General features: G+C 60.0%; 18 protein-coding genes. 13 read left to right on the top strand and 5 right to left on the bottom strand.

Translation table 11 applies throughout. The features are described from left to right. Window positions 1-130 precede the first annotated feature (130 nt). Entirely contained in the window at window positions 131-1669 is a 1539-nt protein-coding gene (gene murJ / locus GKQ23_RS15530) for a murein biosynthesis integral membrane protein MurJ (RefSeq protein WP_056236634.1), read from the top strand. A gap of 126 nt (window positions 1670-1795) precedes the next feature. On the opposite strand, the gene flgN is transcribed toward murJ, so the two are convergent. The 3 genes from flgN to flgA form a co-directional block, all read right to left on the bottom strand. Continuing rightward, on the bottom strand, window positions 1796-2227 hold the full coding sequence (gene flgN, locus GKQ23_RS15525) for a flagellar export chaperone FlgN (protein WP_056236632.1): 432 nt from the start codon (window positions 2225-2227) through the stop codon (window positions 1796-1798). 3 nt (window positions 2228-2230) lie between these two features. Next, window positions 2231-2530: a flagellar biosynthesis anti-sigma factor FlgM gene (gene flgM / locus GKQ23_RS15520; RefSeq protein ID WP_056236629.1), complete on the bottom strand. Its 300-nt coding sequence runs from the start codon at window positions 2528-2530 to the stop codon at window positions 2231-2233. 149 nt (window positions 2531-2679) lie between these two features. Further along, window positions 2680-3348, bottom strand: a complete 669-nt coding sequence (flgA, locus tag GKQ23_RS15515) for a flagellar basal body P-ring formation chaperone FlgA (protein WP_212408749.1) — start codon at window positions 3346-3348, stop codon at window positions 2680-2682. A 153-nt stretch (window positions 3349-3501) separates the two neighbouring features. Between flgA and flgB the strand changes: the two genes are divergently transcribed. From flgB to flgL, 11 genes are all read left to right on the top strand, one after another. Continuing rightward, window positions 3502-3915 (top strand): flagellar basal body rod protein FlgB, encoded by a 414-nt coding sequence (flgB, locus tag GKQ23_RS15510; RefSeq protein WP_056236625.1) that lies wholly within the window; start codon window positions 3502-3504, stop codon window positions 3913-3915. Window positions 3916-3918: 3 nt separating this feature from the next. Further along, entirely contained in the window at window positions 3919-4323 is a 405-nt protein-coding gene (gene flgC / locus GKQ23_RS15505) for a flagellar basal body rod protein FlgC (protein ID WP_056236623.1), read from the top strand. Window positions 4324-4334: 11 nt separating this feature from the next. After that, window positions 4335-5003 carry a flagellar hook assembly protein FlgD gene (gene flgD / locus GKQ23_RS15500; protein ID WP_056236622.1) on the top strand — a complete coding sequence of 223 codons (669 nt, stop codon included), beginning with the start codon at window positions 4335-4337 and terminating at the stop codon, window positions 5001-5003. A gap of 24 nt (window positions 5004-5027) precedes the next feature. After that, window positions 5028-6224: a flagellar hook protein FlgE gene (gene flgE / locus GKQ23_RS15495; RefSeq protein WP_056236620.1), complete on the top strand. Its 1197-nt coding sequence runs from the start codon at window positions 5028-5030 to the stop codon at window positions 6222-6224. Window positions 6225-6245: 21 nt separating this feature from the next. Further along, complete coding sequence (locus GKQ23_RS15490; protein WP_056236618.1) at window positions 6246-7001, top strand: flagellar basal body rod protein FlgF; 756 nt, start codon at window positions 6246-6248, stop codon at window positions 6999-7001. A 15-nt stretch (window positions 7002-7016) separates the two neighbouring features. Next, window positions 7017-7799 carry a flagellar basal-body rod protein FlgG gene (flgG, locus tag GKQ23_RS15485; RefSeq protein ID WP_056236616.1) on the top strand — a complete coding sequence of 261 codons (783 nt, stop codon included), beginning with the start codon at window positions 7017-7019 and terminating at the stop codon, window positions 7797-7799. Between the two features lie 82 nt (window positions 7800-7881). Further along, window positions 7882-8583 (top strand): flagellar basal body L-ring protein FlgH, encoded by a 702-nt coding sequence (locus tag GKQ23_RS15480; RefSeq protein ID WP_056236614.1) that lies wholly within the window; start codon window positions 7882-7884, stop codon window positions 8581-8583. A 9-nt stretch (window positions 8584-8592) separates the two neighbouring features. Continuing rightward, the gene (locus GKQ23_RS15475; protein WP_212408747.1) at window positions 8593-9702 is read left to right on the top strand and encodes a flagellar basal body P-ring protein FlgI; all 1110 of its coding nucleotides are present in this window, start codon (window positions 8593-8595) and stop codon (window positions 9700-9702) included. Further along, window positions 9702-10631: a flagellar assembly peptidoglycan hydrolase FlgJ gene (flgJ, locus tag GKQ23_RS15470; RefSeq protein ID WP_101505562.1), complete on the top strand. Its 930-nt coding sequence runs from the start codon at window positions 9702-9704 to the stop codon at window positions 10629-10631. The genes GKQ23_RS15475 and flgJ overlap by 1 nt, the downstream gene beginning before the upstream one ends. A gap of 145 nt (window positions 10632-10776) precedes the next feature. Continuing rightward, window positions 10777-12429 carry a flagellar hook-associated protein FlgK gene (flgK, locus tag GKQ23_RS15465; RefSeq protein WP_212408746.1) on the top strand — a complete coding sequence of 551 codons (1653 nt, stop codon included), beginning with the start codon at window positions 10777-10779 and terminating at the stop codon, window positions 12427-12429. 21 nt (window positions 12430-12450) lie between these two features. Further along, window positions 12451-13416, top strand: a complete 966-nt coding sequence (gene flgL / locus GKQ23_RS15460) for a flagellar hook-associated protein FlgL (protein ID WP_212408744.1) — start codon at window positions 12451-12453, stop codon at window positions 13414-13416. A gap of 348 nt (window positions 13417-13764) precedes the next feature. On the opposite strand, the gene rne is transcribed toward flgL, so the two are convergent. Next, the gene (gene rne, locus GKQ23_RS15455; protein WP_212408742.1) at window positions 13765-17763 is read right to left on the bottom strand and encodes a ribonuclease E; all 3999 of its coding nucleotides are present in this window, start codon (window positions 17761-17763) and stop codon (window positions 13765-13767) included. A gap of 547 nt (window positions 17764-18310) precedes the next feature. Between rne and rluC the strand changes: the two genes are divergently transcribed. Further along, entirely contained in the window at window positions 18311-19270 is a 960-nt protein-coding gene (rluC, locus tag GKQ23_RS15450; protein ID WP_056236603.1) for a 23S rRNA pseudouridine(955/2504/2580) synthase RluC, read from the top strand. 57 nt (window positions 19271-19327) lie between these two features. Here rluC and GKQ23_RS15445 read toward each other — a convergent pair whose 3' ends face one another. After that, window positions 19328-19909 (bottom strand): nucleoside triphosphate pyrophosphatase, encoded by a 582-nt coding sequence (locus GKQ23_RS15445; protein WP_212408741.1) that lies wholly within the window; start codon window positions 19907-19909, stop codon window positions 19328-19330. Between the last annotated feature and the right edge of the window lie 60 nt (window positions 19910-19969).

The following is a 19969-nucleotide window of genomic DNA, read 5'->3' as shown; positions in this document are numbered from 1 at the left end:
CAGTACACTATGCTCACCTTAATGCAGGCCGGTTTGTGCCGGGGCCGCCGCGTCACTCGCCGCCCGTGCTGAACCGGTCGATCGGCCGGAGAGGGATGACCCCCTCTCCGGCACGTCAGTCAGGAAACCCATGAACCTGTTGAAATCTCTGGCAGCGGTCAGCTCAATGACCCTGTTCTCGCGCGTGCTCGGCTTTGCCCGTGACGCGATTGTCGCCCGCGTGTTTGGTGCCGGCATGGCAACCGACGCCTTTTTTGTCGCCTTTAAGCTGCCGAACCTGCTGCGGCGTATTTTTGCCGAAGGGGCTTTTTCGCAGGCCTTTGTCCCGATCCTTGCCGAATATAAAAGTAAGCAGGGCGATGACGCCACCCGGGTGTTCGTCGCCTACGTCTCCGGCCTGCTGACCCTGGCGCTGGCGATCGTCACCGTGCTTGGCATGCTGGCCGCCCCGTGGGTGATCATGGTCACCGCGCCCGGCTTTACCGATACCGCCGACAAGTTTGCGCTAACCTCCTCGCTGCTGCGCATCACTTTCCCCTATATCATGCTGATTTCGCTGGCCTCGCTGGCCGGGGCAATCCTTAACACCTGGAACCGCTTCTCGGTGCCGGCGTTTGCGCCGACGCTGCTGAACGTCAGTATGATCGGCTTCGCGCTGTTTGCCGCGCCGCACTTTAACCCGCCGGTGCTGGCGCTGGCCTGGGCGGTGGTAGCGGGCGGGGTACTGCAGCTGGGCTATCAGCTGCCGCACCTGCGCAAGATTGGCATGCTGGTGCTGCCGCGGCTGAACATGAAGGACGCCGGGGTCTGGCGAGTTATGCGTCAGATGGGCCCGGCAATTCTCGGCGTGTCGGTCAGCCAGATCTCGCTGATCATCAACACCATCTTTGCCTCGTTCCTCGTCTCCGGCTCGGTGTCGTGGATGTATTACGCCGATCGGCTGATGGAGTTTCCGTCCGGGGTGCTGGGCGTGGCGCTGGGCACCATTCTGCTGCCGTCGCTGGCGAAAAGCTTTGCCAGCGGCAATCAGGTTGAGTACTCACGGCTGATGGACTGGGGGCTGCGGCTCTGTTTCCTGCTGGCGCTGCCCTGCGCGGTGGCGCTGGGGATCCTGGCCGAACCGCTGACCGTGGCGCTGTTCCAGTACGGCAAGTTTACCGCCTTTGACGCCTCAATGACCCAGCGTGCGCTGGTGGCCTACTCGGTGGGACTGATGGGGTTGATCGTGGTGAAAGTGCTGGCTCCCGGTTTCTACTCCCGCCAGAACATTAAAACGCCGGTGCGCATCGCCATGTTTACGCTGCTGATGACCCAGCTGATGAACCTGGCGTTTATCGGCCCGCTGAAGCATGCCGGGCTGTCGCTGTCGATTGGCCTGGGTGCCTGCCTGAACGCGGCGCTGCTCTACTGGCAGCTGCGCAAACAGGATATTTTCCAGCCGCAGCCGGGCTGGGCCGGTTTCCTGCTGCGCCTGCTGGTGGCGGTGATCCTGATGGCGGCGGCGCTGTTTGGCGTGCTGGCGCTGATGCCGGAATGGGCGACGGGGAATATGGCTGAACGGCTGCTGCGGCTGGCGGCGGTTTGCGCGGTGGGCGGCGGGGTCTATTTTGCCGCGCTGGCTTTACTCGGCTTCCGCGTACGTGACTTTGCCCGGCGCACCGTAGCGTAAGGATTGTGCGGGCGCCCGCCGCCCGCACGATAAACCGGCGCTGACGCACTCCCGGTTACACGCGTGACGGAAAAGCGAAAACCCCGCGACGCAGTGCGTGGCAGGGTGGGGGCGGTGCGGAGAGCATCAGGCTTTGCGGCTGAGGAACCCGCCCTGACGCGCCTGGCCATCCGGCCCGTAGAACTTCTGCGACTGATGCGGCTTCAGCATCTCCAGCGCCTGCTCGGTGTGCGTCATCTGATGATTCAGCAGCATGCCATTATGCAGGTTGACGTCGCGCAGTTTCACGGTCTGATCCTGAATCGCCGCCCAGCGGCGGGCCAGCTCAGGGTAGCGGCTGTAGGGCACATGCAGCGCGCTGGTTTTTTCCGCCTCGCGGCGCATCTCTTCAATAAAATTCAGCGTGCCGAGCAGCGAGTTTTTATCTTCGGTGATGCGCTGTAATAAACTACTGTCAACCTGACCTGCCGAAAGCTGTTGCTGTTCTGCTTCCATCACTTCAGCCAGCGATGCCAACACTTCCAGCATTTTATCCAGTGTGTTCAGTAGCTTATCCATTCATTAATTACCCTGAAGAGCGTCTTTAGCTTCCTGAATCAGCGCATCGGCAATTTTGCCGGTGTCCATTTTCAGTTCGCCGTTACGGATTGCTGTTTTTAACTGCTCCACGCGCGCGGTGTTGATATCCTGCGCGCTGGCTTTAGTCAGCTGTGACTGTGCGCCGCTCAGCATCACCTGAGAGGCTGCGGTGTCGGTACTTTTCCCGGCCGTCTGGCGGGCTTTTGGCGGCACGACATCATTGGTATCGCGCGTCTGTACCGTGCTGGCCGCGTTCAGTGCCTGGGTTCTGTCGATGCTCATAGTCTGGCTCCTGGAAACATCAGCCAGGGTGGCGGGGTACGCTGAAAAAGCGTGCCGGGCTACCGGGCCGAAGAGACTGAATTTATTTTGGCTATAGTACTACGTCTGCTATCCAGACTATCGGCAGAGCGGAAGATTTCTTTAATGGTTTATAACGAGATCAGAACATTCCCATCGGAACCCACCGGACCGCTGACGATCTGTCCTGAGCTCAGGCGCACCCGCACGTTCTGCGCCACGGTGGCGTTATTCATCGCCTTGCCCTCGTTGGTGATGTTAAACCCGTCGCCGCTGGCCACCACCCTGACCGTCTGCCCGGCTTTGACCCGCCACGGCTGACGCATCATCATCTGCGTTACCGGCTGCCCGGGGACCAGGTCGCGCAGGGCAATCGCCTCAACGCCCTGCTGCAGATCCAGCAACGTTCGGGCGGGCAGGGTGTCCAGCCGGCCGCGCATCAGCCGCAGGTCGCCGGCGGTCAGCGGGGTGCCACGCTGGACCGCGCGGGCGGCGACCACATAGCTTCCGGTGACCTGCACCTGCACCTGAATGTAGCGCCGGTCACGGTCACAGTTGGCCGCCACGCTCATATTTCCCCACATCCGGCCGTTGCCGGGCAGCGAAAACTGTGGCTTTTCGCAGGCAGGCCACAGCTTCTCAGGCGTTTTGATCGCCACGTTAAGGGTATCGGCAGGGCTGCCGCTTTGCCCATAGCGGGCCTTAAAAAACTGATTCAGCTGGCTGCTGAGGTCCCCGGCGCTGGCCGTCGCCGCCAGCAGCGTCAGCAGAACGGTTACGATGCGTATCACTTTTTGCACAGGCAGCCCCCTTTTTAAGAATGACCTGATTCTACCCGTGACCCATTCCTGTCAAGGCGCAAATTAGCGACCATTTTTAGCGCTATTCAAACGATAGGCTTTCCGGCGGGCGATTATGCTGTCAACTCTGAATACTCAGTAAGCGGAGGACGCATGCTCGACAAACTGGACGCAGCCCTTCGGTTTAATACCGAAGCGTTAAACCTGCGTGCACAGCGGCAGGAGATCCTGGCATCCAATATCGCCAACGCAGACACCCCTGGCTATCAGGCGCGCGATATTGATTTCGCCAGCCAGCTGAAACAGGTGATGGCGAACGGGCGCGCGCCGGGATCCGGCCTGGCGCTGGCGGTGACGTCGGCACGCCATATTCCTGCGGAAACCAGCAATCCCCCTTCACTCGATCTGATGTACCGCGTACCGGACCAGCCTTCGCTGGATGGCAACACGGTGGATATGGATCGTGAACGTACACAATTCGCCGATAACAGCCTGAAGTACCAGACGGATCTGACGCTGATCAGCAGCCAGATCAAAGGCATGATGTCGGTACTACAGGGGCAATAACGCATGGCACTGTTAAACATTTTTGATATCGCCGGTTCGGCGATGGCGGCGCAGTCACAGCGTCTTAACGTCAGCGCCAGTAACCTGGCCAACGCCGACAGCGTCACCGGCCCGGACGGGCAGCCGTACGTGGCGAAACAGGTGGTCTTTCAGGTTAACGCGGCACCGGGTTCACCGACCGGCGGCGTACGCGTGGCCAGCGTGATTGACGATCCGTCACCGGCCAAACTGGTTTACGAGCCGGGTAATCCGATGGCCGATGAAAAAGGCTACGTGAAGATGCCTAATGTGGACGTGGTGGGTGAAACGGTAAATACCATGTCGGCCTCGCGCAGCTATCAGGCCAACGTTGAGGTGTTAAACACCGTGAAGCAGATGATGTTGAAAACCTTAACGATGGGCCAATAAGGAGTTAACCGATGGGCATTGCAGTAGGCGTTAATGAGTCGCTGAGTACCACGACGATCGGTTCGTCCTCTTCCAGCGACACCAGTGCAGCGGATCTTCAGAGTAACTTTCTGACCCTGCTGGTCACCCAGTTGAAAAACCAGGATCCGACCAATCCGATGGATAACGCCCAGCTGACCAGTCAGCTGGCGCAGATCAACACCCTGAGCGGGATCGAGAAGCTGAACACCACGCTGGGCTCTATCTCCGGGCAGATTACCAGCGGCCAGACGCTGCAGGCTTCCACCCTGATTGGCCACGGCGTGATGGTGGCCGGCTCGCAGGTGCTGGTCGGCAACAGCACCACCTCGCCGTTTGGCGTGGAGCTGAGCGAAGCAGCGACCGCGGCGAAAGCCACCATCACCAACGCCAGCGGTGAAGTGGTGCAGACCATCGACTTAGGGGCGATGAGCGCCGGCGTGCATACCTTCCAGTGGGACGGTAAAACCACCGCGGGCACCGTCGCCGCCGACGGCAAATATACCGTTACCATCGCCGCCAGCAACGGCAACGGCCAGCTGGTTACGCAGCCGCTTAACTATGCCTACGTCAGCGGCGTGACCAAGACGTCGACCGGCGCGGTTCTGGATCTCGGCACCCTGGGTACCACTACCCTGGAAAACGTGCGTCAGATTATTTAACAACCCTATTTTCGGAGCGACATCATGGCTTTTTCCCAGGCAGTCAGCGGCTTAAACGCGGCATCCAGCAACCTTGACGTGATCGGTAACAACATTTCCAACTCCGCCACCTCCGGCTTTAAGGCCAGCAGCGTGGCTTTTGCCGATATGTTTGCCGGCTCAAAAATCGGCCTCGGTACCCGCGTTGCTGCCGTGGTGCAGGACTTCGGTGATGGCTCGACCAACACTACCAACCGTGGTCTGGACGTGGCGATCAGCAACGGCGGTTTCTTCCGCATGGCCGACAGCGCCGGTGGCGTTTACTACAGCCGCAACGGCCAGTTCACGCTGGATGAGAACCGTAATATCGTTAACATGCAGGGGCAGTTCCTGACCGGCTACCCGTCGGCCGGCAACCCGCTGACCGTGCAGACCGGTGCCAATCCGGTAGCGCTGAGCGTGCCGACTACCGCGATGCCTGCCAGTGCCACCACCCGAGCCGCTCTGGTGGCTAACCTGAACTCTACCGATAAGAGCCCGGCCAACGCCACGTTCGATCCGGACGATTCGACCAGCTTTACCGCCCACACCCAGATGACCGTGTATGACTCACTGGGTAACGAGCACGCCGTTGACCTCTATTTTGGCAAGAACAGCGACAACAACTGGACCGCTAACGCGGTAGACACCACCACCGGTCAGGCGGCGGGCACCTTTACTATGACCTTTAACAGTAACGGTCAGCTGACTTCCCAGGCCACGCAGACCCTGTCGCTGGGCAGCCTGAACGGCTCTGCTCCGCAGACCTTCACCTTCAACCTGACCGGCAGCCAGCAGCAGAACGTCGCCAGTAACTTCGGTAGCCCGACTCAGGATGGCTACAAGCCGGGCGCGCTGACCAGCTATACCATTAACGATGACGGTACCATCGTCGGTACCTACGCCAACGAAAAAACCCAGGTGCTGGGCCAGGTGCTGCTGGCGAACTTTGCCAACGTTGAAGGCCTGAAGGCAGTCGGCGATAACCTGTGGTCCGAAACCGCCTCCTCCGGGCAGGCGCTGGTGGGTCTGGCCGGTACCGGTAACCTCGGTACGCTGACCGCTGGCGCACTGGAAGCCTCTAACGTCGATCTGGCGAAAGAGCTGACTAATATGATCGTCGCGCAGCGTAACTACCAGTCGAACGCGCAGACCATCAAAACTCAGGATCAGCTGCTTAACACCATGGTTAACCTGCGTTAATTCGCTTAACAGGATTGTCCTATGGATCACGCTATCTATACCGCGATGGGGGCTGCCAGCCAGACTCTCAATCAGCAGGCGGTTACCGCCAGTAACCTGGCAAACGCCTCAACGCCGGGGTTCCGCGCCCAGCTTAACGCCGCGCGCGCGGTACCGGTCGAAGGCCTGTCGCTACCGACGCGAACGCTGGTGACGGCGTCAACGCCCGGTGCCGATATGTCGCAGGGCCCGCTCGACTATACCGAGCGCGCGCTGGACGTGGCGGTGCAGCAGGACGGCTGGCTGGCGGTGCAGACCGCCGACGGCAGCGAAGCCTATACCCGCAACGGCGGCATGCAGATTACCCCGACCGGCCAGCTGGCGGTGCAGGGCAATCTGGTGATGGGTGACGGTGGTCCAATCGCGGTTCCGGACGGGGCGGAAATCACCATCGCCGCCGACGGTTCGATTACCGCGCTGAACCCGGGTGATGCGCCTAACGCCACGGTCCAGCTCGGACGTCTGAAGCTGGTACAGGCCACCGGCAGTGAAGTGGTGCGCGGTGATGATGGCCTGTTCCGCCTTAACGCGACCGCTCAGGCACAGCGCGGCGCGGTGCTGCAGGCCGATCCGGCGGTCAAAGTGATGCCGGGCGTGCTGGAAGGCAGCAACGTTAAGCCGACCGAAACCATGGTGGACCTGATTGCCAACGCCCGCCGCTTTGAGATGCAGATGAAAGTCATCTCCAGCGTCGATGAAAACGAACAACGCGCTAACCAGCTGCTGTCAATGAGCTGAGCAGAGGAATAACAGATGATCCGTTCTTTGTGGATTGCTAAAACCGGTCTGGACGCCCAGCAGACTAATATGGACGTCATCGCCAACAACCTGGCGAACGTCAGCACCAACGGCTTTAAACGCCAGCGTGCGGTATTTGAAGATCTGATGTATCAGACCATGCGTCAGCCAGGCGCGCAGTCTTCTGAGCAGACCACGCTGCCTTCAGGCCTGCAGATCGGTACCGGTGTGCGTCCGGTCGCGACCGAGCGCCTGCACAATCAGGGCAACCTGTCGCAGACCGAATCGTCGAAAGACGTGGCGATCAACGGCCAGGGTTTCTTCTCGGTGCAGATGCCGGACGGCACCATCGCTTACACCCGCGACGGCTCGTTCCAGACCGATCAGAACGGCCAGCTGGTGACCAACGGTGGTTTCCCGGTGCAGCCGGCGATCACCATCCCGGCCAACGCCCTGAGCATGACCGTCTCCCGCGACGGCGTGGTCAGCGTGACCCAGCAGGGGCAAACCAACCCGGTGCAGGTCGGTCAGCTGACGCTGAGCACCTTCATTAACAATGCTGGCCTGGAAAGCATGGGTGAGAACCTGTATCAGGAAACCCAGGCCTCCGGTGCGCCAACGGAAAGTAACCCGGGCAACAACGGTGCCGGGCTGCTCTATCAGGGCTACGTTGAGACCTCCAACGTTAACGTGGCGGAAGAGCTGGTCAGCATGATCCAGACCCAGCGCGCCTACGAAATTAACAGTAAGGCGATCAGCACCTCCGATCAGATGTTGCAGAAGCTGAATCAGGTCTAAGCGGACGAGGTCAGTATCACGTCCCAGGTGCCGGGTTCGCCCGGCCCGTAATTCTATCATTCGTAACAAAAGGTTCATTTCCATGGCGATGCCGATTTCACTGCCTGGACGTCTGATGGTCGCCGCGCTGCTGCTGACGCTGAGCGGGTGTGCCTTAGTGCCACGTAAGCCGCTGGTCGAAGGATCAACCACGGCGCAGCCGCTGCCGGCTTCTCCTCCGGTGGTCAACGGCTCAATTTTTCAGGGCGTGATGCCGATGAACTACGGCTACCAGCCGCTGTTTGAGGATCGCCGCCCGCGTAATATCGGCGACACGTTAACCATCACGCTGCAGGAAAACGTCAGCGCGAGTAAGAGTTCTACCGCCAATGCCGGTCGTAACGGCAGCAGCAGCTTTGGCCTGACCGCTACGCCAAGTTCGCTCAGCGGCCTGCTGGGTGGAGATAAAACCACCTTCGCCGGCGCCGGTAAAAATGATTTCGAAGGTAAGGGCGGCGCAACGGCCAATAACACCTTTACCGGTACCATTACCGTTACCGTTAACCAGGTGCTGCCGAACGGCAACCTGAACGTGATCGGTGAGAAACAGATTGAGATTAATCAGGGAACCGAATTTATTCGCTTCTCCGGCGTGGTCAATCCGCGCACCATCAGCGGCAGCAACAGCGTGGTCTCCACTCAGGTGGCCGACGCGCGCATTGAGTACGTCGGTAACGGCTACATCAATGAAGCGCAGACTATGGGCTGGCTGCAGCGGTTCTTCCTGAATATTTCACCGATGTAAGAGGTAGCCATGCGTTATGTATTGAGTCGATTTGCCCTGCTGCTGGTACTGACCGCGCTCAGTTTACCGACCCGGGCGGACCGTATACGCGATCTGACCACCGTCGGCGGCGTGCGTGATAACTCGCTGATTGGCTATGGCCTGGTGGTGGGGCTGGACGGCACCGGTGACCAGACCACCCAGACGCCGTTCACCACCCAGAGTATGAACAACATGCTGTCGCAGCTGGGCATCACCGTGCCGGCCGGCACCAATATGCAGCTGAAAAACGTGGCGGCGGTGATGGTCACCGGCAAACTGCCGGCTTTTGGCCGTCAGGGGCAGGTGGTGGACGTGGTGGTCTCTTCAATGGGTAACGCCAAAAGCCTGCGCGGCGGTACGCTGCTGATGACCCCGCTGAAAGGGGTCGATAACCAGGTCTATGCGCTTGCGCAGGGGAATATCCTCGTGGGCGGCGCGGCGGCTTCGGCCGGCGGCAGCAGCGTGCAGGTCAACCAGGTTAACGGCGGCCGCATCACCGGCGGTGCCACCATTGAGCGGGAGTTGCCGAACAACTTCGGCACCAGTAACGTCATCAATCTGTTCCTGAATGCGGAAGATTTCAGCATGGCGCAGCGCATCAGCGATGCCATTAACAGCCGCGGCGGTTACGGTATGGCGCAGGCGGTGGACGGGCGTACCGTGCAGATCCGCACCACGGCCAACAATACCTCTCAGGTGCGCCTGCTGGCCGACATCCAGAATATCGACGTCTCGGTGCCGATTCAGGACGCGAAGGTGATCATCAACTCGCGTACCGGATCGGTGGTGATGAACCGCGAAGTGATGCTCAGCCAGTGCGCGATTGCGCAGGGTAACCTGTCGGTCACCGTTAACCAGACGCAGAACGTCAGCCAGCCGGATACGCCGTTTGGCGGCGGCCAGACGGTGGTGACGCCGCAGACGCAGATCGACATGCGCCAGTCCGGCGGCGCGCTGCAGAGCGTCAGCGCCAGCGCCAACCTGAACAGCGTGGTACGCGCGCTGAACGCGCTGGGCGCCACGCCGATCGACCTGATGTCGATTCTGCAATCGATGCAGTCGGCGGGCTGCCTGCACGCCAAACTGGAAATTATCTGATGGGTGACGCGCAGTCGATGACGGATGCGGCCTGGGACAGCCGCTCCTTAAACAACCTGAAGCGGCTGGCCGCCAGCGACCCGAAAACCCATGCCAAAGCGGTCGCGAAGCAGGTGGAAGGGATGTTCGTGCAGATGATGATGAAAAGCATGCGCGACGCGCTGCCGCAGGATGGCCTGATGAGCAGCGACCAGACCAGACTCTACACCTCGGTCTACGATCAGCAGATCAGCCAGCAGATTGCAGCGAGAGGGCTGGGGCTGGCGGACGTGATCGTTAAGCAGATGGCAACCCAGGCTCCGCCGGACGAGAAGGCCGGCACGGTGCCGATGCCGCTGGATAAAAGCTTTATCAACACGCTGCCGCCGCTGGAGATGGAACAAACCGTGCGCCGTGCGGTGCCGCGCCTGCCGACGCCAGGCACGCCCGACGGCCAGGCCTTTATCGCCCAGCTGGCGCAGCCGGCGCGCGAGGCCAGCGCACAGAGCGGGATCCCGCATCACCTGATCCTTGCGCAGGCCGCGCTGGAGTCAGGCTGGGGGCAGCGGCAGATCCTCACCCGCGACGGCAAGCCGAGTTTTAACGTCTTCGGTATCAAGGCCGGCGGCAGCTGGCAGGGTAAGACCACCGATATTATGACCACCGAGTATGAGAACGGTGAGGCGAAGAAGGTTAACGCGAAGTTCCGCGTCTATGACTCCTATTCCGAGGCGCTGCAGGACTACGTCAATCTGCTGAGTAACAACCCACGCTACGCGGCGGTGACCAGCGCCTCTTCACCGGAGCAGGGCGCACGGGCGCTGCAGGCCGCCGGCTACGCCACCGATCCGAAATATGCCCAGAAGCTGATGGGCATGATCCAGCAGTTTAAACACATCGGTGACAAGGTGGTAAAAGCCTACGGCCAGGACCTGAGCAAGCTGTTCTGACCCGGTTATGCAGCGGTTTCAGTCTGAAGAAACCGCTCAAGTTTGCCTGCTTTTTACCGATAACTGCTACAGGCCGGATGAGCTCTCTCCCGGCATCGTTTTCGTCATGGCTGGCACTGCCGCTGCCGGTAACAAAGGAACCGACATGTCTAACATCATTAATACCGCAATGACCGGCTTAAGCGCCGCTCAGGCCGCGTTAAGCACCACCAGTAACAACATCAGTAACTACAGCGTGTCCGGCTATTCCCGTCAGACCACCGTGCTGGCGCAGGGTAACAGTACGCTGCTCGGCGGCCAGTATTACGGCAACGGCGTTAAGGTGTCGGCGATTTCCCGCGAATATGACCAGTTTATTACCACCCAGCTGCGCACGGCCAGCGCGCAGAACAGCGCGCTGACCACCCAGTACAGCCAGATTTCTAACATTGACGATATGCTTTCCAGCACCAGCAACACGCTGTCGAGCAGCATCCAGAGCTTCTTCAGCTCGGTGCAGACGCTGGTCAGTAACGCCAGCGATCCGTCAGCGCGGCAGGCGGTGCTGGGTAAAGCCGAAGGGCTGGTGAACCAGTTTAAGGTGACCAATACCTACCTCAGCAATATGGACACCAGCCTGAACACTTCGATCTCGTCTACGGTCGATCAGGTCAACACCTACGCGAAATCGATCGCCAATATCAACCAGCAGATCGCTAAACTTACCAACACCAGCGCCGGCAGCGATCCGAACGATCTGCTGGACCAGCGTGACCGCCTGGTCAACGAACTGAACAACCTGGTGGGCGTGACCGTCAGCCAGCAGGATGGCACCAGCTACAATATCTCAATCGGTAACGGCATCTCGCTGGTGAACGGCAGCAGCTACTATCAGCTGGCGGCGGTGCCTTCCAGCAGCGATCCGGGCCGCATCACCCTGGCCACGGTCAACGCTAAAACCGGCAACACCAGCGAGATCCCTGAAAATCAGTTCAACACCGGTTCGCTGGGCGGCCTGCTGGCGTTCCGCAGCGATCTTGACAGTACCCGCAACCAGGTGAGCCAGCTGGCGCTGGCGCTGGGCGACAGCTTCAACACCCAGCACAAGGCGGGCGTTGACAGTAACGGCGACGTCGGTGAAGACTTCTTCAATTTCGGTGGCACCAGCGTGCTGTCGAATACCAAAAATACCAGCACTACTGAGGTAACGGCGGCCATTGCCGACAGCAGCAAAGTGCAGGCGTCTAACTACACCGTCACCTTTGGCGACAATGGCTGGAAGGTGACACGTCTCAGCGATAACGCCAGCATTACCGCCGCCAGCGGCACCGACGCCGACGGCAACGCAACGCTGAGCTTTGACGGCCTGAAGCTGACGGTTGACGGCACGCCGGCGGTAAAAGACAGCTTTACCGTGAAGCCGCTGGCAAACGTTATTACCAATATGAGCGTCAGTATTACCGACGAAGCCAAACTGGCGGCGGCAAGCAGCGCCAACGGTGTCAGCAACAATGAAAATGCCCAGGCGCTGGTTGACCTGCAGACCAAAGGCGTGATCAACGGTAAAAGCACCCTGACCCAGGCCTATGCCAGCATGGTGGCGGATGTGGGTAACAAAACCAGCACCCTGAAAACCACCAGCACCACCCAGACCAACGTGGTGACGCAGCTGAGCAACCAGCAGCAGTCCGTCTCCGGGGTTAACCTCGATGAGGAGTACGGTAATCTGACCCGCTATCAGCAGTACTACATGGCTAACGCGCAGGTGCTGCAGACGGCCTCCTCTATTTTCGATGCTCTACTCAGCGCCGTTCGCTGATAGCGCCAGAAGGACTACACCATGCGACTCAGTACCACGATGATTTATGACCAGCAGACGCGCGGCATCTCGACGGCTCAGCAGAGCTGGCTGGCGGCAGGCGATCGGCTCTCTACCGGCTTACGCGTTGTAAAACCGTCCGACGACCCGGTTGCCGCCTCGCAGGCGGTAGTGGTCTCCCAGGCGCAGGCGCAGCAGGATCAGTTTAAGACCGCGCGCGTCTTTGCCACTCAGGCGCAGTCGACGGAAGAAACCACCCTGACTCAGGTAACATCGGTGATTCAGAGCGCGCAGACCACTATCGTGGCCGCCGCAACCGGTACGCTGTCTGATGATGACCGCGCCTCTTACGCCACCCAGCTGGAAGGCCTGCGCGATCAGCTGCTGAGCCTGGCAAACAGCACCGACGGTAACGGCCGCTATATCTTTGGCGGTTACAAGAGTGACACTCCCCCCTTCAGCACCGATGCCAGCGGCAACGTCACCTATAACGGCGGCGATATTGCTATTACGCAGAAAGTGGACGCCAGCCGCACTATGACCACCAGCCACACCGGCGAAAAAGTCTTTATGTCGCTGACCAGTAACGCCAAAACCGAGCCGGACGGTTCTGCCGGTGAAAGCAATCTCTTTACGACACTGAGCACCGCGATTGCCTCACTGAAAGTTCCGCTGGCAGACGCTGACTCAGCCACGCGTACCGCGGCCAGCGACGCCATCGCTAAAACCAACCGTGGCCTGAGTAACTCACTGAATAACGTGCTGAGCGTGCGCTCTGAGAACGGTATTCAGCTCAAGGAGCTGGAAGACCTGGATGACCGTGCGGCGGATACTGCGCTGAATCTGAAAACTCAGATGAGCGGGCTGGTGGATGCAGATGTGACCGAAGCAGCATCCGACTGGACGATGAAGCAGGCGGCGCTGCAGGCTTCCTATACCGTATTCAGCCAGATGTCGAAGATGTCGCTGTTTGCGATGAACGCGTAATAAAGATTTAACTCTCGAACGCGCCTCAATACTGACGTTCAACCTGAACCGCTGCCCGCACTGACCTGCTGGCGGCGGTTTTTTTATGCCTGCTGTTTATCCTGCAGCACCGCACCAGCCGGTACGACACCGAGCGCAACCGGAAGGGAGTGGCAGACTCAGGCAGAATTCTGCGGCAGGCGGTTAACCCCTTATTGCGCCGGAGGTGGCACCCTGAGGCGGGCGTTACACAAGGCCGCCGTTACAGGCCGCAGCCTGATGTTATGCAGGGCAGTGAGGGGGGGATATTTTGCGCAAAAAAAAGCCCCGGCCAGCTGGCCGGGGCTTTTGCATCAGCTAACCCGTCGCTTAAGGACGCGTTGCCGGTGCGGTCGCCTGATGAGTGGCGGCGTGGCCACCCGCAGCGCCTTTACCTTCAAAGTTGAAGTCCGGGCGTACCCAGTCGCTGTTGCGGGCCGGTTCTGGCTGGAAGTCCGGCGCAGGTGCTTTGGTCATCGGTGCGGTAGCGTGGTGCTTGTAGACGCCCTGCGCCGGTGCAGCGTTCAGCTCAGCGGCGGGCAGATCGCGCCCCGGGACCGCAGCATGCGGTTCGCTGACTGCCGGCTGTTCAGCCACGGCAGCCTGCTGCGCTTCAACGATCTCAGCAACCTGCTGTGCCGTCTCTTCGCTGACGTCCGCAGCCTGCTGCTGCGCCAGTTCGCTGGCGGCTGCCGCATCCGCTGTCACAGGTTCTGCAACCTGTTCAGCCGCTGCAGTCACCCGGGCATCATCAGCGGCAACCGCCTGAGCAATCACCTCTTCAGCCACGCTCTCTTTCGCCGGTGGGATCACCGAAGGTACCTGGTCGGCAGCAACGTCGATAGCCGCGGTGTCATCGGTATTCACCACGCTCACCGGGGTCTCTGCCTGCGGTTCAGCGATGTGCACCGGCTCAGCTTCTGGCTGTGGTTCGGCAGCCGCCGCAACCGGTGCCTGAGCTTCGGCTTCGGCAGGTACTGCAACCGGCGCCTGAGCTTCGGCTTCGGCAGGTGCCGCAACCGGTGCCTGAGCTTCAGCTTCGGCAGGTGCCGCAACCGGTGCCTGAGCTTCGGCTTCGGCAGGAGCCGCAACCGGTGCCTGAGCTTCGGCTTCGGCAGGTGCCGCAACCGGTGCCTGAGCTTCGGCTTCGGCAGGTGCCGCAACCGGCGCCTGAGCTTCGGCTTCGGCAGGTGCCGCAACCGGTGCCTGAGCTTCGGCTTCGGCAGGAGCCGCAACCCGCGCCTGAGCTTCGGCTTCGGCAGGAGCCGCAACCGGCGCCTGAGCTTCGGCTTCGGCAGGAGCCGCAACCGGCGCCTGAACTTCGGCTTCGGCAGGTGCCGCAACCGGTGCCGGGGCTTCAGCCTGTTCTGGTGCAACTACAGCTGTTTCAGCTTCGGCCTGCTCAACGGCAGGGATCGCCGCGGTGGCAACGGTTTCGGCGACGGCAACGGCAGCAACATCATCCGCCGCGTCTTCCACGTCGGCGTGGCCATAGGCCGGTACGACGGACTGTTCGTGCTGATGATCGCCATCGGTTACCGGAGCCACCGGGTAAGACACCCATACTTTACCTGAGGCCATTTCCGGCGAAGCGCCAGCTGAAGCCAGCGGCATCGGTGACTGCGTCGGGTGATGCTCATCACGATAGCGACGACGGCGCTGACCGCTCACGCGCAGGTGGCGTGGTGAACGACGTGAACGGCGTGGCATGGTGTTGCCTTCGCGATCGTCGCTTTCTGCCGTTTCAGCAACCGGCGTTACGTCGGCAGGCTGGGCTGTCGGGGTTTCGTCAGCGGGTTCCGGCTGGAAGGCGCGAGCCGCCGTCTGCTCAGCGGTTTCGATACGCACTTTCTGGTTCAGCTGGCGCGGGTTACGGCGCGGCAGAACCTGGACGTTCTCTTCCTGATCGGCCTCATCCACCGCTGCCGGAGCAACGAAGGTCTCTTCCTGCACCGGCTGCTGCGTTTCATCCTGACGACGGGGTTTACGCTCGGCACGCGGTTCACGACGCGGCGCCTCGACCTGCGCGACATCTTCTTCAGTGCGCGCATCCGGCACCATACGTTCGCTGCGTGCGTCGGGCACCATGCGTTCGTTACGCGAATCCGAACCGTTACGGCGGTTACGGCGGTCATCACGGCCTTCGCGTGGGGCGCGTTCAGGACGCTCGCTGCGCTCTTCGTTACGATCGTTGCTGCGTTCGTTCCGGTCGTTGTTGCGCTCGTTCCGGTCGTTATTGCGGTCGTTACGGTCGTTATTGCGTTCGTTCCGATCGTTGTTACGGTCGTTACGGTCGTTATTGCGGTTGTTACGCTCGCCGTTGCGGTCGTTACGTTCACCGTTGCGATCATTACGTTCGCCGTTGCGGTCGTTACGCTCGCCGTTGCGGTCGTTACGCTCGCCGTTGCGGTCATTACGCTCGCCGTTGCGGTCATTACGCTCGCCGTTGCGGTCGTTACGGTCGCGGCGGGTGTTCTGACGACGGTTGTTGTTACGACGTTCACCACGTGGAGCCTGCGGCTCTGCAGGTTTCTGTTCAACCGCAACTTCTTCAACGGCAGCCGGTTTTTCTTCAGCGGCAAACAGCTTTTTCAGGCCGTTAACGAAGCGGCTAAACAGGCCAGGCTGCGCAGCAGCGGCCGGAGCCGTTGCAGCAGCGGCAACCTCTGCTTTAGTGCTCAGCGCTTCTTCTGCCGGTACTTCCTGTGGCAGCGGTGGGGCATCCGGCATCACGAAGGCGGCCAGTGCAGGCTGCTCAGGGCGTTTACGTTCGGCGTGCTCTTCTTCAGACGGCAGCGCCATTTCTGCTTCATGCAGTTTTGGCAGATGATAGCTCAGCGTCTGCGTCTCTTCACCGTTGCGCACGCGCAGTACGGAGAAGTGCGGGGTCTGCATCTGATCGTTTGGTACGATGATCGCGCGCACGCCGCCCTGGCGTTTCTCAATTGCGCTGACCGCTTCACGTTTTTCGTTCAGCAGGTACGATGCAATCTGCACCGGCACAATCGCGTGGACTTCTTTGGTGTTCTCCTTCAGCGCTTCTTCTTCAATCAGACGCAGAATAGAGAGTGACAGCGACTCGTTATCACGAATGGTGCCGGTACCGCTGCAGCGTGGGCAGACGTGATGGCTGGACTCACCCAGTGACGGACTGAGGCGCTGGCGTGACATCTCCAGCAGGCCAAAGCGGGAAATGTGGCTGATCTGGATGCGGGCACGGTCCTGACGGACGGCCTCACGCAGACGGTTTTCCACCGCACGCTGGTGGCGCACCGGGGTCATATCGATAAAGTCGATAACGATCAGGCCACCAAGGTCACGCAGACGCAGCTGACGTGCGATCTCGTCGGCGGCTTCCAGGTTGGTGTTGTACGCCGTCTCTTCGATATCGCCACCGCGGGTTGCACGGGCGGAGTTGATGTCGATGGCGGTCAGCGCTTCGGTGCTGTCGATCACGATAGAACCGCCGGATGGCAGGCGAACTTCACGCTGGAATGCCGACTCGATCTGCGATTCGATCTGATAGTGGCTGAACAGCGGGATTTCACCGGTGTACAGCTTGATTTTGCTGCTGAAGTCCGGGCGGCCCAGCGCAGCGATATGCTGACGCGCCAGCTCCAGTACCTTCGGGTTGTCGATCAGGATCTCACCGATGTCCTGACGCAGATAGTCGCGGAAGGCGCGAACAATCACGTTGCTCTCCTGATGGATCAGGAAAGGAGCAGGGCGGCTGTCGGCGGCTTTCTTAATCGCGTCCCAGTGCTTCAGGCGGAAGCTTAAGTCCCACTGCAGCGCTTCGGCAGATTTACCGACGCCAGCGGTGCGCACGATCAGGCCCATGCCATCCGGCAGCTGCAGGTCGGACAGGGCTTCTTTCAGATCGGTGCGGTCGTCACCTTCGATACGGCGTGAGATACCGCCAGCACGCGGGTTGTTAGGCATCAGCACCAGATAGCTGCCGGCGAGACTGATAAAGGTGGTCAGCGCAGCGCCTTTGTTGCCACGTTCTTCTTTATCAATCTGAACGATCACTTCCTGACCTTCACGCAGCACATCCTTAATATTCGGGCGGCCGTGTGCGGAGTAATTAGCAGGGAAGTATTCGCGGGAAATTTCTTTCAGAGGTAGGAAACCGTGCCGGTCAGCGCCGTAGTCTACAAAAGCGGCTTCAAGGCTGGGTTCAATGCGGGTGATCTTGCCTTTATAAATATTGGCTTTCTTCTGTTCGTGTCCAGGGCTTTCGATATCCAGATCGTACAGACGTTGTCCATCCACCAGGGCAACACGCAACTCTTCCTGCTGAGATGCGTTTATCAACATTCTTTTCATCGTAACTTACTCATTATTCTTACATTAGGGACAAAGCTGCGGGCAAAGTAACGCTGGACGCTATAAACCGATGGCCCCGTGTCTTATCGCAAAGCCGTCAACCTCCCGGATGTCGGCTGCTCAAGGGGCGCAAAATCTCGGTTGCCTGTTTTTCATATGGAAAAACAGCGCATTCAAGGGGGGGAACCGCCAGTAGAATACCAGGTGAACCAATCCCGTTGTGTGTCCAGGCTGCAACCCGCAGCCCGCTAAATGCCTGATGGTTCACTACGTCTTACGCCATTGCTGCGTGATATGAACTATCCGGCAAAATTTTGTTCACAAGCTTTCGCATAAAAAACGGAATCATTATTCCATTGCTACACTTGTGATCGCAAGGTGACTTTCTCCGCGATGAGAAGTTTCTCTCAGCTTTTAGAGCGAATTGCAGTGCTTTTCTGCAAATTGTCTAAAAACCGGTCACAACTTCCTGCGGCGACCGTCACTGCCAGTTAAGCACAGAAAAAGATGTGGCGCTATCACTGCGGGCTATTTAGAATCGCCAACCATGAAAACCAATACTCCAGCCGTACAGTATGTTGCCATTTCCGCTGATGAAGCGGGGCAGCGCATCGATAACTTTTTACGCACCCAGTTAAAAGGTGTGCCGAAAAGTATGATTTACCGCATCCTGCGCAAAGGCGAGGTGCGGGTGAACAAAAAACGCATTAAACCGGAATATAAGCTGGAGGCCGGCGACGAGGTGCGCATTCCGCCGGTTCGGGTGGCAGAACGTGAAGAGGAGGCGGTCTCGCCTAAGCTGGCCAAGGTCGCGGCGCTGACCGCTGCCATCCTCTATGAAGATGACCACATTCTGGTGCTGAATAAGCCGTCAGGCACCGCGGTACATGGTGGCAGCGGGCTCAGCTTTGGCGTGATTGAGGGCCTGCGGGCGCTGCGGCCGGAGGCGCGCTTCCTTGAACTGGTGCATCGCCTGGATCGTGATACCTCTGGCATTCTGCTGGTGGCGAAAAAACGTTCCGCACTGCGTTCGCTGCACGAACAGCTGCGGGAAAAGGGCATGCAGAAAGACTACCTGGCGCTGGTCAGCGGACAGTGGCCGTCGCACGTCAAATCGGTGCGCGCGCCGCTGTTGAAAAATATTCTGCAAAGCGGCGAGCGGATAGTGAAGGTCAGCGCTGAAGGGAAACCGTCGGAAACGCTGTTTAAAGTGGAAGAGCGCTACGATGTGGCAACGCTGGTCAAGGCCAGCCCGGTGACCGGGCGCACCCATCAGATCCGCGTCCACACCCTGCACGCCGGCCATCCGATCGCGTTTGACGATCGCTACGGTGAAGCCGGCTTTGATCAGCAGCTGGGCGGCACCGGCCTCAAGCGTCTGTTCCTGCACGCGGCAGCGCTGAAATTCACGCATCCGGGCAGCGGCGAAGAGATGCGGGTCGAAGCACCGCTGGATGATGAGCTGAAACGCTGCCTCGCCGTGCTGCGCAACAAGAGCAAGGCGTAACGCAGACGCTGGCCCAGCCGTAATAGCCGAGCCAGCGCTTTTCAGAGCGCGGTGCTGTTACGCCAGCGGATCTACTCCGGCATTACGTAGCATTTCCGCCAGTGCGATCAGCGGCAGGCCGACCAGCGTGTTCGGATCGCGGCCGGATAAGCGCTCAAACAGCGTAATCCCCAACCCTTCACTCTTAAAGCTGCCCGCGCAGTTGAGCGGCTGCTCCAGCGCAACGTAGCGGGCTATTTCCGCGTCGCTCAGCGGGCGGAAATCGACGCTGAATGGCTCAACCCGGCTCTGCACGCTGCCGTCGCGGCTGTCGAACAGCGCCAGTCCGGTATAAAACACCACGCTGTTGCCGCTGGCGGCGCGCAGTTGTGCGCGGGCATTCTCCTCGGTGTGGGGCTTGCCGCAGATCGCGCCGTTAAGCACGCAGACCTGGTCTGAACCCACGATCAGGCTATCGGGGAAAGCTTCCCCCAGCGCACGGGCTTTAGCGATCGCCAGCCGGAGCACCAAATCCTCAGCAGATTCACCGGGATGAGGCGTTTCGTCAGTTGACGGGGCGGCGGTGGTAAACGGCAGCTGAAGCTTTGCCAGCAGGGCCTGACGATAGGGTGAAGTGGACGCTAACACCAGTTGTCGCATAATTTTTTCCAGAATCTATAGCGTAACAGTGGCAGGCATTTTAAACTATGCGCCGCACTG

This window comes from Erwinia sp. E602 (assembly GCF_018141005.1).
Classification (GTDB): Bacteria; Pseudomonadota; Gammaproteobacteria; order Enterobacterales; family Enterobacteriaceae; genus Erwinia.
The sequence above is the reverse complement of the archived record's forward strand: the minus strand, read 5'-3'. Positions and strand labels throughout refer to the sequence as shown.

Bases quoted from the DNA above. Each gene is read 5' to 3' on its own strand.
- murJ (WP_056236634.1), top strand. From the start codon at position 131: ATGAACCTGTTGAAATCTCTGGCAGCGGTCAGCTCAATGACCCTGTTC.
- flgN (WP_056236632.1), bottom strand. From the start codon at position 2,227: ATGGATAAGCTACTGAACACACTGGATAAAATGCTGGAAGTGTTGGCA.
- flgM (WP_056236629.1), bottom strand. From the start codon at position 2,530: ATGAGCATCGACAGAACCCAGGCACTGAACGCGGCCAGCACGGTACAG.
- flgB (WP_056236625.1), top strand. From the start codon at position 3,502: ATGCTCGACAAACTGGACGCAGCCCTTCGGTTTAATACCGAAGCGTTA.
- flgC (WP_056236623.1), top strand. From the start codon at position 3,919: ATGGCACTGTTAAACATTTTTGATATCGCCGGTTCGGCGATGGCGGCG.
- flgD (WP_056236622.1), top strand. From the start codon at position 4,335: ATGGGCATTGCAGTAGGCGTTAATGAGTCGCTGAGTACCACGACGATC.
- flgE (WP_056236620.1), top strand. From the start codon at position 5,028: ATGGCTTTTTCCCAGGCAGTCAGCGGCTTAAACGCGGCATCCAGCAAC.
- GKQ23_RS15490 (WP_056236618.1), top strand. From the start codon at position 6,246: ATGGATCACGCTATCTATACCGCGATGGGGGCTGCCAGCCAGACTCTC.
- flgG (WP_056236616.1), top strand. From the start codon at position 7,017: ATGATCCGTTCTTTGTGGATTGCTAAAACCGGTCTGGACGCCCAGCAG.
- GKQ23_RS15480 (WP_056236614.1), top strand. From the start codon at position 7,882: ATGGCGATGCCGATTTCACTGCCTGGACGTCTGATGGTCGCCGCGCTG.
- GKQ23_RS15475 (WP_212408747.1), top strand. From the start codon at position 8,593: ATGCGTTATGTATTGAGTCGATTTGCCCTGCTGCTGGTACTGACCGCG.
- flgJ (WP_101505562.1), top strand. From the start codon at position 9,702: ATGGGTGACGCGCAGTCGATGACGGATGCGGCCTGGGACAGCCGCTCC.
- flgK (WP_212408746.1), top strand. From the start codon at position 10,777: ATGTCTAACATCATTAATACCGCAATGACCGGCTTAAGCGCCGCTCAG.
- flgL (WP_212408744.1), top strand. From the start codon at position 12,451: ATGCGACTCAGTACCACGATGATTTATGACCAGCAGACGCGCGGCATC.
- rne (WP_212408742.1), bottom strand. From the start codon at position 17,763: ATGAAAAGAATGTTGATAAACGCATCTCAGCAGGAAGAGTTGCGTGTT.
- rluC (WP_056236603.1), top strand. From the start codon at position 18,311: ATGAAAACCAATACTCCAGCCGTACAGTATGTTGCCATTTCCGCTGAT.
- GKQ23_RS15445 (WP_212408741.1), bottom strand. From the start codon at position 19,909: ATGCGACAACTGGTGTTAGCGTCCACTTCACCCTATCGTCAGGCCCTG.